Annotated in this window: 12 protein-coding genes and 2 tRNA genes; 8 read left to right on the top strand and 6 right to left on the bottom strand. The window is 66.8% G+C overall.

Annotated features, from left to right (window positions below; genetic code table 11):
* Positions 1–37: 37 nt before the first annotated feature.
* From PNO31109_RS05245 to pncB, 4 genes are all read right to left on the bottom strand, one after another.
* Positions 38–1,027 (bottom strand): 2-hydroxyacid dehydrogenase, encoded by a 990-nt coding sequence (locus PNO31109_RS05245; protein ID WP_150554596.1) that lies wholly within the window; start codon positions 1,025–1,027, stop codon positions 38–40.
* A 41-nt stretch (positions 1,028–1,068) separates the two neighbouring features.
* On the bottom strand, positions 1,069–2,523 hold the full coding sequence (locus tag PNO31109_RS05250; RefSeq protein WP_150554597.1) for a sodium:proton antiporter: 1,455 nt from the start codon (positions 2,521–2,523) through the stop codon (positions 1,069–1,071).
* Between the two features lie 164 nt (positions 2,524–2,687).
* Entirely contained in the window at positions 2,688–3,350 is a 663-nt protein-coding gene (locus PNO31109_RS05255) for a LutC/YkgG family protein (RefSeq protein ID WP_150554598.1), read from the bottom strand.
* Positions 3,351–3,534: 184 nt separating this feature from the next.
* Positions 3,535–4,728 carry a nicotinate phosphoribosyltransferase gene (pncB, locus tag PNO31109_RS05260; RefSeq protein WP_150554599.1) on the bottom strand — a complete coding sequence of 398 codons (1,194 nt, stop codon included), beginning with the start codon at positions 4,726–4,728 and terminating at the stop codon, positions 3,535–3,537.
* Between the two features lie 217 nt (positions 4,729–4,945).
* Here pncB and fdxA point away from each other — a divergent pair, with 217 nt between their 5' ends.
* The 3 genes from fdxA (at position 4,946) to PNO31109_RS05275 (ending at position 5,602) form a co-directional block, all read left to right on the top strand.
* A complete protein-coding gene (gene fdxA, locus PNO31109_RS05265) occupies positions 4,946–5,269 on the top strand; it encodes a ferredoxin FdxA (RefSeq protein WP_150554600.1) in 324 nt (107 codons plus the stop codon).
* Between the two features lie 95 nt (positions 5,270–5,364).
* Positions 5,365–5,440 (top strand) — tRNA-Asn (locus PNO31109_RS05270).
* A gap of 86 nt (positions 5,441–5,526) precedes the next feature.
* Positions 5,527–5,602: transfer RNA gene (locus tag PNO31109_RS05275), tRNA-Asn, on the top strand.
* Between the two features lie 289 nt (positions 5,603–5,891).
* Here PNO31109_RS05275 and oxlT read toward each other — a convergent pair.
* On the bottom strand, positions 5,892–7,214 hold the full coding sequence (oxlT, locus tag PNO31109_RS05280) for an oxalate/formate MFS antiporter (RefSeq protein ID WP_150554601.1): 1,323 nt from the start codon (positions 7,212–7,214) through the stop codon (positions 5,892–5,894).
* Positions 7,215–8,348: 1,134 nt separating this feature from the next.
* Positions 8,349–9,218 carry a FadR/GntR family transcriptional regulator gene (locus tag PNO31109_RS05285; protein WP_150554602.1) on the bottom strand — a complete coding sequence of 290 codons (870 nt, stop codon included), beginning with the start codon at positions 9,216–9,218 and terminating at the stop codon, positions 8,349–8,351.
* Between the two features lie 312 nt (positions 9,219–9,530).
* Between PNO31109_RS05285 and PNO31109_RS05290 the strand changes: the two genes are divergently transcribed.
* The 5 genes from PNO31109_RS05290 (at position 9,531) to PNO31109_RS05310 (ending at position 15,095) form a co-directional block, all read left to right on the top strand.
* Entirely contained in the window at positions 9,531–11,144 is a 1,614-nt protein-coding gene (locus tag PNO31109_RS05290) for an FAD-linked oxidase C-terminal domain-containing protein (protein ID WP_241013908.1), read from the top strand.
* On the top strand, positions 11,144–12,322 hold the full coding sequence (gene glcE, locus PNO31109_RS05295; protein WP_280525220.1) for a glycolate oxidase subunit GlcE: 1,179 nt from the start codon (positions 11,144–11,146) through the stop codon (positions 12,320–12,322). The genes PNO31109_RS05290 and glcE overlap by 1 nt, the downstream gene beginning before the upstream one ends.
* A gap of 8 nt (positions 12,323–12,330) precedes the next feature.
* Positions 12,331–13,590, top strand: coding sequence for a glycolate oxidase subunit GlcF (gene glcF, locus PNO31109_RS05300; protein ID WP_150554603.1), 1,260 nt, complete (start codon positions 12,331–12,333; stop codon positions 13,588–13,590).
* Positions 13,591–13,744: 154 nt separating this feature from the next.
* Positions 13,745–14,149, top strand: coding sequence for a DoxX family protein (locus PNO31109_RS05305; RefSeq protein WP_150554604.1), 405 nt, complete (start codon positions 13,745–13,747; stop codon positions 14,147–14,149).
* Between the two features lie 118 nt (positions 14,150–14,267).
* Entirely contained in the window at positions 14,268–15,095 is an 828-nt protein-coding gene (locus PNO31109_RS05310; protein WP_150554605.1) for a dioxygenase family protein, read from the top strand.
* Positions 15,096–15,150: the final 55 nt, after the last annotated feature.

A 15,150-nucleotide genomic window follows, 5' to 3' on the forward strand; every position in this document is an offset into this window, starting at 1 on the left:
TGCCTTCCACGCTTTCCGCCCGTGCAGGCGCGCATAGTCATGACTTGCGCACCTCGGGATTGAGCAGGCACGGCGGCTTGCCGGCGGCGGCGCCGAAGCCCAGCGCCGCAATGAGGTTGTCCGCCGCGAGGCTTGCCATGCCGCGACGCGTGGCCGCGGAAGCGCTCGCGATATGCGGCGTGAGCACCACGTTCTTCACTTCGAGCAGACCGGGGTGAACCTTGGGCTCGCCCTCGAACACGTCGAGACCTGCCGCGGCAATCCGCTTGTCGGCGAGCGCCTGGGCCAGCGCGGCGTCGTCCACGATGCCGCCGCGTGCGAGGTTCACGAGCGTGGCCGTCGGTTTCATCATGGCCAGCTGCGCGGCACCGATCGTGTGATGCGTCGCGGCCGAATATGGCAGCACGAGGATCACGTGATCAGCGGTGCGCAGCAGCGTTTCCTTGTCGACGTAGCTCGCGTTGCACGCCGCTTCAGTGCCGGCGTCAAGACGCGAGCGGTTGTGATACACCACCCGCATGTTGAAGCCCTGCGCACGGCGCGCGATGGCCTGCCCGATGCGCCCCATGCCGATGATCCCGAGCGTGCTGCCATGCACGTCGGCGCCGAGAAACATGTCGTAGGCCCACTTGTCCCAATGCCCCTCGCGCAGCCAGCGCTCCGACTCGGTGACGCGACGCGCGGTGGCCATCAGCAGCGCCCAGCCGAAGTCGGCCGTCGTCTCGTTGAGTACGTCGGGCGTGTTCGTCGCCATGACGCCGGCCGCGGTCATCGCCGCGATGTCGAAGTTGTTGTAGCCCACCGCCATGTTCGCAACCACGCGCAGATGCGGCGCGCCGGCCAGCACCGATGCGTCGATGCGCTCGCTTGCCGTGGTGATGGCGCCGACCTTGTCGGCCAGACGGGCGCGCAGCTCATCGCTCGAATACACCGTATCGGCGTCGTTGCGCTCGACGTCGAAATACTGCGCCAGACGCTCGATCACGTCGGGAAAAATCGCTCGGGCTACCAGGATCTTCGGTTTCACCAGTTGTCTCGCAGAGGTCGGCCGCGTGGCAAAGTCGCGGCTCAGAAGAATATCAGGGTCGTCAGGACGAACAGCGGCAGCAGAATCGCGCCCGACCACAGCATATAACCAAAGAAGCTCGGCATGCGAATGCCGCGCTGCTCCGCAATGGCTTTGACCATGAAGTTCGGCGCGTTGCCGATGTACGTGTTGGCGCCCATGAACACCGCACCCGCCGAAATCGCCGCCAGCGTGGCCGCACCGGTCGTCATCAGCGTCGCCGCGTCGCCGCCGGCCGTATTGAAGAACACCAGGTACGTCGGCGCGTTGTCGAGGAACGACGAGAGCAGGCCGGTGGCCCAGAAGTACATGACGTTGTCGGGCGCACCGTCCGGCCCCGTGACGAGGCGAATCACCCAGCCGAGCGCGCCCGCTTCGCCGGCACGCAGGATCGCGACCACGGGAATGATCGTCAGGAAAATGCCGGCGAACAGCTTGGCGACTTCCTTCATCGGCTCCCAGTTGAAGCCGTTGCCCTCGCGTGCGGTGCGCGGCGTGATCGCCAGCGAAATCAGCGTGATCACGACGAGTCCGGCATCGCGCACGATGTTCTGCAGCGCCACCGGCGTTCCGAAGACGTCGAACGCCGCGTCGGGCTTCCAGACGCCGCTCATCAGTACCAGGCCCACTGCCGCGGCGAGCAGCACGAAATTGCGCTTGCCTTCCAGCCGCACGGGCGCCGTCTCGGACGCCCTATCGGACGCCGAACCGGACGCCGAATCGGGCGTCGGGTCCAGTTCGTCGGCCTGGCATTCGGTCTTCTGACGGAAGTAGTAGCTGTCGATGAGGAAGAACAGCACCAGCAGCACGGCGCAGATGAACAGCGTCTCCGGCCAGATGTGAAGTGTCGTCCAGAAGAAGTCGACGCCCTGCAGGAAGCCGAGGAACAGCGGCGGGTCGCCCAGCGGCGTGAGCGAGCCGCCCGCATTCGCCACGAGGAAGATGAAGAACACGACGACATGCACGTTGTGCCTGCGGTTGTCGTTCGCGCGGATCAGCGGACGAATCAGTAGCATCGCGGCGCCGGTCGTCCCCATGATGCTCGCGAGCACCGTGCCCAGCGCGAGCAGCCCCGTGTTGAGCCACGCCCCCCCGCGCAGGTTGCCGTGCACGCAAATGCCCCCGGCCGTGGTGAACAGCGCGGTAAGCAGGACGACGAACGGAATGTATTCGGCCACGACGGCATGCACCGCCCCGTGCCACGCCGCGCCCGCGCCGAATACGAGCGCGAACGGCAGCAGAAACGCCGCCGCCCAGAACGCCGCGATCTTGCCGAAATGATGGTGCCAGAATGCCGGCGCGAGCAGCGGCCCGAGCGCAATCGAAAGCAGCAACCCGGCGAACGGCACGCCCCACCAGGCGACGAGCTGAGCGCCGTCCGGTCCGGCAGCGAACGCTGCCGGGCTGACCGATAGCAGCCCTGCCGCGGCCAGCGCCCCGAAAATCCCCTTGTGCATCGTGTCTTGTTCCTGTTGATGGATGGTCGACTCCTTACGAGTCACCGCCCTCGCGAGAGTGCCCCCAACGCGCCGACCTTGGGATATTTCCCAAGTCACATCGGCATCATGCGAAAGACGCCCCCATGGCACAACGCCGGAACCGTTGCCCCACCCCGACGCGCTCAGGCGCCGTCGACGATGATCACGTGGACGCGATACGGCCCGTGCGCGCCCAGCACCAGCGTCTGCTCGATATCGGCGGTGCGCGACGGTCCGGCGATGAAGTTGGTCGCGCGCGAGAGCTGGCCGCGTTCGCTTCGCATGAGCGCGAATCCATCCTCATGGCCTGCGACGATGCGCGATGCCGGCACGACGGCGATGTGGGTTTCGGGCAGCAGCGTGGCCGAGGCAAAAGTCTGCGGCCCCGACATCATCATCAGCGCGCCGGTCTCGGCAATCGCGCAGAAGCAGCCCGTAATACCGACGAGATCCTCGCCATGCGGCTTGCGGAATTCGACTTGGCAGCCCGCGCCGGCCCAGTCGAGTTCCCGCAGCGTCGGCCAGGCGACGGCCCGCATGTCGAGCCCGTTGGCCTGCAGGTACGTTACCGCCGCGGCCGGCACGTCGCTCATCGCCGGCACGCGCGCGATCGTGCTCGACAGCGCTTGCGCCTTGCCGATGAACGTAGCGATCAGGTCCGCCGGCATTGCCGGGCGCGGGCCCTGCGGATGCCGCGCCAGATAGTCCTCGGCCGCCGCCACCTCGTTCGCGCGCGCGGCCTCGGGGCGATGCTGCGCGTGACGGATGCGGGCGAAGATGCGGTTGCGGGCGTCGGAGGTGTCCATGGGCTGCGTCCTGTGAAGCCGACGCGCCGGTCTGAGGCGGCGGCGTCTCGCTGTGTCGGGTTCGTCTCACGAAGCCGCCGGAGCGGCTCCGGCGGGTGATGGGCAATTATAGCGGCAGCCCCTCGCGCGGGGCGCGGCCGTCGCACACTATCGGAATGCTCCGGTGGCGCGCTCGGACAACGCGTCAGTGGTCCGCCGCCGGCTGCGGGGCGATCTCGAAGACCTGGCGCAGATAGGCGAGATAGGCGTCGTCGTCGCACATGTTCTTGCCGGGCGAATCCGAAAGCTTGGCCACCGGCTGACCATTGCACCGCACCATCTTGATGACGATCTGCAGCGGCTGGTAGCCCAGGTCGTTGGTGAGATTGGTCCCCACGCCGAAAGCCAGTCGGCAGCGATCGCGAAAGCGCTCGAACAACTGGAGTACCTTCGGAATGTCCAGGCCGTCCGAGAAGATCATGGTCTTGGTGTGCGCGTCGACGCGGTTCTGCGCATAGTGCTCGAGCAGCCGTTCTCCCCAGGCGAACGGGTCGCCGGAGTCGTGGCGCGCGCCATCGAAGAGCTTGCAGAAATACATGTCGAAGTCGCGAAGGAACGCGGACATGCCGTACACGTCCGACAGCGCGATGCCCAGGTCGCCGCGATACTCCTTCGCCCACGTCTCGAAGCCGAAGATCTGCGAGTCGCGCAGCCGCGGGCCGAGCGCCTGACAGGCTTGCAGATACTCGTGCGCCATCGTGCCCAGCGGCGTGAGGCCGAGCTTCGCCGCGTAGTACACGTTGCTCGTGCCGGCGAACTGTTCGCCGAGTTCGTCGCGCAGCGTGAGAATCACCTCTTCGTGCCACTCCTTCGAGAAGCGGCGCCGCGTGCCGTAGTCGGCGATCTTGCAGTCGCGATAGTCGGCCGGCTCGGCGAGCATGCAGATCTTGTCCTTCAGGCGCTGACGCCCTTCCTCGTAAGCCGGCGTTCGCTGCGTATTGCGGAAGTAGACCTCGTTGACGATGGCCAGCACCGGGATCTCGAACAGGATCGTGTGCAGCCACGGCCCCTGGATCGTGATGTCGATCTCGCCGTTGCCCTTGGGCGACGGCTGCACGGTGATGTACTTCTCGTTCAGATGGAACAGGTCGAGAAAGTCGATGAAGTCGCTCTTGATGAAGCGCATCGCGCCGAGATAGCGCAGCTCCGATTCCGTGAAGCGCAATCCGCACAGCAGGCGGATTTCGTCGCGAATCTCGTCGACGTAAGGCGTGAGATCGACCCCTTCGGTGCGGCACTTGAAGCGGTACTCGACCTGAGCGGCGGGAAAATGATGCAGCACCACCTGCATCATCGTGAACTTGTAGAGATCGGTATCGAGCAGCGACGTAATGATCATGACGGCGAGCCCCGCGCGGGGCGCTTACAGCGATGTCCGATGGTACCGCAAAGCGGCGCGGGACATGAGGGCGCGAGGCCCGCGCGCCGCACGCGAAGCGGCGCGCCGCGGCAGGTTCGGGACGCGCCGGCTCCCTCACCGGCGGCGGCCGGCTGCGTTACAATACGCGTTTTAACGGCCGCTCGAAGCCGTTTCGCCCTACTCTGGAGTTGTTGGCATGACCCACGTTGTCACCGAAAGCTGCATCAAATGTAAATTCACCGACTGTGTGGACGTTTGCCCCGTGGACTGCTTCCGCGAGGGTCCGAACTTCCTCGCGATCGACCCGGACGAGTGCATCGATTGCGCCGTGTGCGTGGCCGAGTGCCCGGTGAATGCCATTTATGCCGAAGAGGACGTGCCGGGCGACCAGCAGGAATTCATCGCGCTCAATGCCGAGCTCTCGCCGAATTGGCCGAGCATCACCAAGACGAAGCCGGCCCTGCCCGATGCCGACCAGTGGAAGGACGTGACGGACAAGCTGCATCTGCTCGAGCGATGAGCCGCGAGCGGTAATCGCGCTCGGGGTGCAGAAAAAATGCGCGCCGAGTGTTGACAGTGAGCGAAAGCCGCCTCTATAATCGCTTTCTCTTTTGATCCCCGATAGCTCAGTCGGTAGAGCGCCGGACTGTTAATCCGTAGGTCCCTGGTTCGAGCCCAGGTCGGGGAGCCAAGAATACCGAAGCGACGGCCTCGCCCACGCGGGGCCTTTGTTTTAGTCGATGTGTTGCAACGGCAGCGCACGGCACGCAGGTTTGATCCTCGATAGCTCAGTCGGTAGAGCGCCGGACTGTTAATCCGTAGGTCCCTGGTTCGAGCCCAGGTCGAGGAGCCAAAACGCAAGAAGCCTCGCCAATCGGCGAGGCTTTTTTGTTTTTGCGGCATGACCGTCCGTTCACACTCTCGCGGCTTCACTCGCCAACGTCGCGACACTACCGCACGACGCCGGCGCGCGCCCCTGACCCGCGACACCAACTCCCGGCGCCAATCCACGGTGCCAAGCCACGGCGCCAAGCCACGATACCAACTCGCGCCACTGACGCCCCGTCGCCATGAAAAAACGGGGCGCCGTGTCCGACACCCCGCGTCTTTTCCTGCCTCGGTTCCGGTGTCTTACACCGGCGTTACTCCCCCGCGGGCGCCCCGATCGCCACGGACGAAGCGCTCGTCGACGTTTCCGGGCGGTTCTGGTTCTCGATCCAGCGACGACGCATCGGCGCGAGCAGGAACTTCGCTGCCACGGCGGCCGTAATGCTGATCACGGCGGCGGCAATGAACACGCGATCCCAGTGACCGCCCACGGCCAGCACCGACGCGAGCGGCACCAGCAGCGCTGCCGTGCCCTTGGCGGTGTACAGCGTGCCGGCGTTCGACGCCGCGTTCTTGCTGCCGAACGTGTCCGCGCACAGCGCCGGGAAGATCGAGAAGATCTCGCCCCAGCACAGGAACGTCATCGCCGCGAAGAACACGAACATGTACGGGTTCTGACCAAAGTGCATCAACCCCAGCATGGCCACGCCTTCCCCGAGGAAGATGATGAACATGGCGTTCTCACGGCCGATCTTGTCCGACACGAAACCGCACAGCGGGCGCGTAAAGCCGTTGCACAGGTTGTCGATCGACAGCGTCATCGTAAGCAGCGGCAGCGTGGCGCCGAAGAGCGTCATGGGCATCGATGCAATGCCGTAGTCCTTCGCGATCGGGCCGATTTGCGCCGTGGCCATCAGACCGCCGGCGGCCACCGCCACGAAACAGGCGTAGATGACCCAGAACACCGGCGTGCGAATCATCTGGCCCGAGGTGTAGTCGACCTTCGTTGCCAGGTTGCGGCGCGAGACGGTCACGCCCTTGGGAACACGCGGCTTGACCAGCATCAGCGCGAGCAGGAAGATCGCCACGCCCTGCACAATGCCGAAGTTGAAGAACGCCGCTTCGTAGCCCGACGAACGGATCATGTTGGCGATCGGAATGACCGTGATGGCCGCGCCGGCGCCGAAGCCCGCTGCCGTGAGGCCAGCCGCCAGACCGCGCTTGTCCGGAAACCACTTGAGCGCATTGCCCACGCACGTGCCGTAGACGCAGCCCGCGCCGATACCGGCGATGATCGCCGCCGTGTACAGCACGGCGAGCGTCTCGGCGTATGAGTACATGATCCACGACAGGGCGACGCACACCGCACCGCCCGCCACGACCGGGCGCGGACCGAAGCGATCGACGAGCCAGCCCTCGATCGGCACGAGCCACGTTTCCACCACGATGAAGATCGAGAACGCCACCTGGATGGCCGCGATGCCCCATTGGTGCTTCGCCTGCATCGGCTCGACGAACAACGTCCACGAATACTGCAGATTGGCCACCAGGCCCATACAGATGATGCCGATCACCAGTTGTGACCAGCGCCCTCCCAGAAAAGAGGTTTTCTCCTCCGGTTGTGCGGCTGCTTGCATGACTTGCCTCCTATTCCTGTCAGACGATTGGCGACGGCCCGCGCTTGATGTTTGCGGTGCTCGCCGTCATCGCGTCCCGACGCGCGCCCCGGCATGGGGATCTGCGCAGTACGGCACGCCTCCTGGCATTGCATGCGGCTCATGCTCGGCCGCTTGATCGCGGAGCGTCGCCTGGCGGCGCGCTCGCGGGGCTCGGGCCCCGGCTGGCTGACTCTCGGAAGCGCCAAAGGACACTTCCGGCCCCCGCTTCGGCGCGGCGACGCAGGCGTTACGCCCGCGCCGGCAAGTTGCCGGCTGCCGAAGGGTGACTGGAAAAACGAATTCGAGTGCGGACCGGTCTGCGGTGCCGCGCCATCGGCGACGACCTCGCGAGCCCTGTCCCGTCACTCAGGCGGGCGCGCCTCGCGGACGCGTGATCGCCGGATCGCCTGCCCGCGGCTGGCGGCAGGCAGATGAGGCTCGCCGCAGCGCCCCGGCCAATGCCGGTGACAACGACGGCGGATGCGACTGGACAGCCGGTGCGAGGAAAACATCGCACGAAGACTGCCCGAAAAGAAATATGGACTTACCCAACTTGCGTCTCCGATGAGTGCGGCACGATGCCCGTCGCCCAAATTCTCAGGCGCCCGGCCATGCCTTCGTGCCACCTTGAATCTGATATACAAGATTCAATATATCGAATTAAGTATTTTTATGGTTCCAAAATTAGTCGATGGCCGGATGGCTGTCAACCCGAGAGCGCCCTGCCCCCTCATGGCGATCGGTGCCCGGCAGCGAGGATTGTCATCGCCGGAAGGTAAGCGCTCGATAACCCCCGGACCTAGGCACCACGGGCCGTTGCGGACGGTTGGAGGTCGACAGGCTGGCGAGGCATGTCGCATGCGAGGTGACCTCGCGCGGTGCAGCGTCAGGGAAAACGATGACGTTTCGGGGACTTCGAGACAGGCGTGGCGGCGGGCTCGGATTGGGGTGCGGGCCCCGGGACTCTGGGGTGAGCCGCCGCAAGGACGCGCCGCCCGTGCGGACGAAAGCAGGTGGATCCCGCGGAGGAAGAAAAAGACGGGGGACGGGGCGGAAGGGAGGAGGAGAAAGGGCGACGGCGATGGCGACGGCGATGGCGACGCCGCCCGCGCCTTACGCCGGGCCGACGTCGCCCGAGTTGTTGCGGATGAAGGCCAGATGCTCGCGCAGCGCGCGCTGTGCGCTCGCGGTGTCGTGCGAGGCCACGGCGTTGAAGATGCGGCGATGCTGATCGATGAGCTCGGCCAGATCGGCGCCGTGGCCGACGATGGCGCGATAGTTGTCCACCACCGAGCCGCGCAGCAATTCGAAGATGGCGTGCATCAGATGCACCAGCACGAGGTTGTGCGTCGCCTCGGCCAGCGCCAGGTGAAAGTGCGCGTCGAGTTCCGGCACGCGCGTGAGCAGCGACTGCCCGCGAGCAGCGCCCTCGCCGTCCAGACCGTCGCGACCGGCCGCGTAGGCCGTCTCGAGCGCTTCGAGCGCCTGCGCCAGACGCGTCACGTCCTCTGGCGTTGCACGCTCGGCCGCCAGTTCCACCGCCTTCGCTTCGAGGACCTCGCGCATTTCCAGGACGTCGTCGACCGTCTTGCTGTGCCGCGACATCAGTTGCGAGAGCGGCTCGGCCAGCAGCGGCTGGCTCGCGTTGGCGACCAGATACCCGCCGCCGGCGCGGCCGACGATCAGCCCGCGCGATTCCAGCCGCAACAGGGCCTCGCGCAACGAGGGTCGCGACACGCCCATCTGCTGCGCCAGATCGCGCTCGGACGGCAGCGCCGAGCCCGGCGCGAGCCGGCCCTCCACGACCATCGTCTCCAGTTGCTCGTAGACCATGTCGGACAGGCGCAGCCGCGGCGGGGGCGTAACCGGCGCGAAGCCGGCGGCGGCGCCGGGGGAGTCGCCGGTGGGGACGGACGCAGCGCAGGCCGGGGCCGATGAAGCGGACGAAGCGGATGAAGCGGACGATGGCAGGGTCGATGACATGGGCGGTGACATAGGCTTGGACGACTCGTTGGACGGCATGTCGGCTTGGGTTCTCGACGAAAAAGGACGGACGTCACGAAAAAGATAGACGTCACGATACAGGATGCGGCCGGCGCCGGGGCGCAGGGAGCACGCCCGGCGCTCGCCCTGTCGCGGGCGCATCGCCCCGAAATTAAGGGTTAACCCGGTAGTCGGAATCGGATCATTCCCTTTACGATGGCGTCATTCGATAACTGGTAGACTGGTCGACCAGTCTACCAGCAGACCAGTTAATCTTCATTACACGTCAACCTCCGTCCGAGAGCAAGCCCGATGGCATCGAACGCCCCGCTTCCTGGTTCGTCCTCCGCTCGCACGCCGCGCCCGCACCTCGCGCCGGATGCGGGCCTGACCACCGTCACGGCGGGAGCGGCGAGAAGCCCCGTCCACACCGACGAGCCCCTCGAGCCGGTGTTCGAGAGCGTCGACCAGACCACGCGCGCCGCCCGCCTCGCTGCCTTGCGGCGGGCCGCGCCGGACGCGCAGTGGCTCACGGACCGTGAGCAGATCACGCCCTACGAGTGCGACGGACTGGCGGCGTACCGCAAGCTGCCGCTGGCCGTGGTACTGCCGTCCGACGAGGATCAGGTCTGCCGCATCCTGCGCGCCTGCCGCGAACATAACGTGCCGGTGGTCCCGCGAGGCGCGGGCACCGGCCTGTCGGGCGGTGCCATGCCGATCACCGACGGCATCGTGCTCTCGCTCGCGAAGTTCAAGCGCATCCTCGAAGTCGACGCGTATGCGCGCACGGCCACCGTGCAGCCCGGCGTGCGCAATCTCGCCGTGTCCGAAGCCGCCGCGCCTTACGGCCTGTATTACGCACCGGACCCATCCTCGCAGATCGCGTGCACCATCGGCGGCAACGTGTCGGAGAACTCCGGCGGCGTGCACTGCCTGAAGTACGGTCTCACCGTACACAACGTATTGCGCGTACGCGCCGTGACGATGGACGGCGACATCGTGGAATTCGGCTCGCACGCCCTCGACGCGCCCGGCCTCGACCTGCTCTCCGTATTCATCGGCAGCGAGGGGATGTTCTGCGTCGTCACGGAGATCACCGTGAAGCTCGTGCCCAAGCCGCAGGTGCAGCAAGTCATCATGGCGAGCTTCGACGACGTGGAAGCCGGCGGCAACGCCGTGGCCGCGATCATCGCCGCCGGCATTATCCCTGCCGGACTGGAGATGATGGACAAGCCCGCCACGCAAGCCGTCGAAGAATTCGTGCACGCCGGCTACGACCTCGATGCGGCGGCCATCCTGTTGTGCGAATCTGACGGCACCGCGGAAGAGGTGGCCGAGGAAATCGCGCGCGTCTCGGCGGTGTTGCGCGCCTCGGGGGCGACGCGCATTCAGGTGTCCGCGTCCGAAGCCGAACGGCTGCGTTTCTGGTCGGGTCGCAAGAACGCGTTTCCGGCCGCCGGACGCATCTCGCCGGACTACTACTGCATGGACGGCACCATTCCGCGCCGCACGATCGGCACGCTGCTCAAGCGCATCGAAGCCATGGAAGCGCAGTACGGCCTGCGCTGCATCAACGTCTTTCACGCGGGCGACGGCAACATGCATCCGCTCATTCTCTTCAACGGCAACGACCTCGATGAATGGCACCGCGCCGAAGCGTTCGGCAGCGACATCCTGGAGGCCTGCGTCGAGCTTGGCGGCACCGTCACGGGCGAGCACGGCGTGGGCATCGAGAAGATCAACTCGATGTGCGTGCAGTTCTCTCCCGAGGAGCGCGACGCGTTCTTCGGCGTGAAGCGCGCGTTCGATCCTGCCGGCCTGCTCAACGCCGACAAGGCGATTCCGACGCGCGCGCGCTGCGCCGAGTACGGCAAGATGCACGTGCGCGGCGGTCTGTTGCCTCATCCCGATCTGCCGAGGTTCTGATGTCGCAAGTCATGCACAGTGCGCCGTCCGGCGCCAATGCCAACGTAGACGCTGGCGCCCAGGCGGCCGAGGCGGCCGAGGCGGCCCAGGTGGCCGAGGCGGCTCAAGCGGCGCTCGCGCAGATTCGCGAGCGCGTGCTCGCGGCCACGGCCAGCGGCATGCCGCTCGACATCCAGGGCGGCGGCACCAAGCGCTGGTACGGGCAGGCGCCCGTGGGCGATCCGCTCGACGTGCGCGCCTATCGCGGCATCGTCTCTTACGATCCGGCGGAGCTCGTCATCACGGCACGCGCCGGCACCCCGCTCGCGCAAATCGAAGCGGCACTGGCCGAACGGGGCCAGATTCTGCCGTTCGAGCCGCCGCATTTCGGTCCCGGCGCCACGCTGGGCGGATGCATTGCCGCAGGACTTGCCGGCCCGCGCCGCCCGCACGTGGGCGCGCCGCGCGACTTCGTACTGGGCGCCGTCATGATGAACGGGCGCGGCCAGATCCTGCATTTCGGCGGACAGGTGATGAAGAACGTGGCCGGCTACGACGTCTCGCGTGTGCTGGCCGGCTCGCTCGGCACGCTCGGGGTGCTGCTCGAACTCTCGATCAAGGTGCTGCCGCGCCCCGTGGCCGAAGCGACGCTGCGCTACGACATGCCGCAGGCGCAGGCCATCGATCAGCTCAACCGCTGGGGCGGCCTGCCCCTGCCCCTCACGGGCTCGGCCTGGCATGACGGTGTGCTCAGCGTTCGCCTGGGCGGCGCCGCGGCAGCGGTCGAGGCCGCGCGCAAGACCATGGGCGGCGAGCACGTCGGCACGCTCGAAGCGCACGCCTATTGGGAGGCGCTGCGCGAGCACACGCACCCGTTCTTCGCCGCCGCACCGCTCGCCGGCGAAGGGCAGCCGCTGTGGCGCCTGTCGGTGCCGCCGACCACGCCCCCGCTCGCTCACGGCGACACGCACCTGATCGAATGGGGCGGCGCGCAGCGCTGGTGGATCACCCCCCGCGCGGCCGACGAAGTTCGCGCAATTGCCGCTTCGGCCGGCGGGCATGCTACGCTGTTCCGTCATGGCGACAAGACAGCCGGCGTCTTCACTGCGCAACCGGCCGCACTGCACGCTATCGGCGAACGCCTGCAGCAGGCTTTCGACCCGAGCCGCATCTTCAACCGCCATCGGCTGTACCGCTAAATTCGACGATGCAAACGAACCTCGCAGAATTTCTCCGCCAGACGCCGGACGGCGACGAAGCCGAAGCCATCCTTCGCAAATGCGTGCATTGCGGCTTCTGCACCGCCACGTGCCCCACCTACCAGTTGCTGGGCGACGAGCTCGACGGCCCGCGCGGGCGCATCTATCTCATCAAGCAAATGGTGGAAGGCCAGAGCGTCACGCGCGAGACGCAGCGTCACCTCGATCGCTGCCTGACTTGCCGCAGTTGCGAATCGACGTGCCCGTCCGGCGTGCAGTACGGACGCCTCGCGGAGATCGGTCGCCGCCACGTCGACGCCAAGGTCGGCCGCCCCGCCGGCGAGCGCGCGCTGCGCTGGACGCTTGCCCGCGTGCTGCCCAACCGCGCCTTGTTCACGCCGGCGCTGCGTCTGGGGCAGCAGTTTCGCTCGGTCCTGCCGCGCGCGCTGCGCGAGAAGGTGCCGCATCGCCAGCGCTCGGGGGCTTGGCCGCACGCGAGGCACACGCGCCGCATGCTCATGCTCGAGGGCTGCGTGCAGCCGGCCATGCTGCCCAACGTCAACAAGGCGACCGCCCGCGTGCTCGATGCGCTGGGCATCGAACTGGTTCGCCCCGCGTCCGCGGGCTGCTGCGGCGCCATCCGCCTGCACCTGAACTATCACGACGACGGCCTGGACGACGCTCGCCGCAACATTGACGCCTGGTGGCCGGAAATCGAGGCCGGCGCGCAGGCCATCGTGATCAATGCATCGGGCTGCGGCGCGACGATCAAGGAATACGGTCATTTGCTGCGGCACGATCCGCAATACGCTGGCAAGGCGCAGCGCGTGTCGGAGCTGGCGCGCGACCTCGCCGAAGTGCTGCTCGACAACCTCGAAGCGCTCCAGCGGCGCGTACCGGCTCGCAAGACGGGCAAGATCGCGTATCACCCGCCATGCACGCTGCAGCATGGTCAGCAGCTCAAGGGCGTCGTGGAAAAGGTGCTGGCGTCGGTCGGTGTGAATGTCATGCTGCCTCAGGACAGCCACATCTGCTGCGGCTCGGCCGGCACGTATTCGATCACCCAGCCCGAGCTGTCGCACCAGTTGCGCGACGCCAAATGGAAATCGCTCGACGCGCTCGAGCCTGAACTGGTGGTCTCCGCCAACGTCGGCTGCATCTGTCATTTGCAGGCCACGACCAAGGGCGAGCATGCGCGCGATCACGCACCGGTCCAGCACTGGATCGAGCTGCTCGACCGGATGATCGCCACGCCGGCCGCCAACTGAGCGACACTGCATTGATTGTCCCGGATCTCGGGACAATCAATCCCAGGTCCGCCCGTTTATCTGGACGATAGCGCTCCCTAGAATCGTCGGTAAGTCACCACGCCGCGCCGCGGCGCAGACGAACCTCACCCTGATTCCCTTGCCGGAGCCCGTCATGATCGATACCAAAACCGCCCCCTACGCCGCGCTGCTGCTGCGCGTGTCGCTCGGCATCCTCTTTCTTGCCCACCTGTCGCTGAAGGTGTTCGTCTTCACCGTACCGGGTTTCGTGGCGTTCTTCAGCTCGCTCGGCATGCCGCCGTTCCTCGCCTATGTCACCATGGCCGTCGAATTCGTCGGCGGCCTGATGCTGATCACCGGTTTCTATGCGCGCTTTGCCGCGCTGCCGCTTGCGGTGCTGATGCTCGGCACCATCGTCAGCGTGCATGGCCATAATGGCTGGATGTTCGCGAACAAAGGCGGCGGCTGGGAATTCCCGGCGTTCTGGCTGGTGGCGCTGCTGGTCGTCGCACTGCTCGGCGACGGCGCCTGGTCGATTCGCCGAGCGCGCACGGCCTGACGCGCCCCATCTTCGCCGATACGGCGCGCAAATTCCTGGTACCCGGTGCTCACTGACGGCCCGCTACCCCCTTCATGCGACCTGATGCGGCTGGAGGACAGCCGCCGGAGAAACTGCCATGTCCGCCCTGCCGACTCTCTTCGTCTCTCACGGCTCGCCGCTGCTCGCCCTGGAACCTGGCCGTACCGGCCCGCTGCTGACGGCGCTGGGGCGTGCGGTGCCGCGGCCGCGGGAGATTCTCGTCGTCTCCCCGCACTGGTCGACGCCGACGCCGCGCGTGGGCAATCTGGCGCAGCAGCGCACCATTCACGACTTCGGCGGTTTCCCGCGCGAACTCTATACGCTGCAATATCCGGCCGCGGGGGCCCCGGCGCTTGCCGGGCGCACGGTGCAATTGCTGCGCGACGCCGGCCTTGCCGCCAGCGTCGACGACCAATGGGGACTCGATCACGGCGCGTGGGTGCCGCTGCGCTACCTGTATCCCGATGCGGACGTGCCGGTCACGCAGTTGTCGCTGCAGCGCCATATGCGGCCGGAATACCACTATCGCGTCGGCCGGCAGCTCGCCTCGCTCGCGCAGGAGGGCGTGCTGATCGTCGCGTCGGGCAGCTTCACGCACAACCTTCAGGAAGTCTTCCGCGCGCCGGCGGAAGATCGTGAAGAAGCCCCGTATCTGGCGGAGTTCGCGGCGTGGTTCACCGAGCATCTCGCGGCGATGGATCTCGAGGCCCTGTTCGACTACCGCGCGCGCGCGCCGCATGCCGAACGCGCGCATCCCACCGACGAGCATCTGCTGCCGCTGTACATGGCGCTGGGCGCCGCGGACGACCCCGCCCGGCAGACGCACTTCGACACGGGCGCGACTTATGGCGCGCTGCGCATGGACGCCTTCGCGTTCGGCAGCGCCGCCCCGTCGCTCGTCGAGGTCGAGGCGCTGGCACAATGACGCCTGCAGCGGCCGGCGCACGCCGGCCATCCCCCGTGTATTCCTGAGGAGCCTC

It is taken from the genome of Pandoraea nosoerga, assembly GCF_902459585.1.
GTDB classification, from domain to species: Bacteria; Pseudomonadota; Gammaproteobacteria; order Burkholderiales; family Burkholderiaceae; genus Pandoraea; species Pandoraea nosoerga.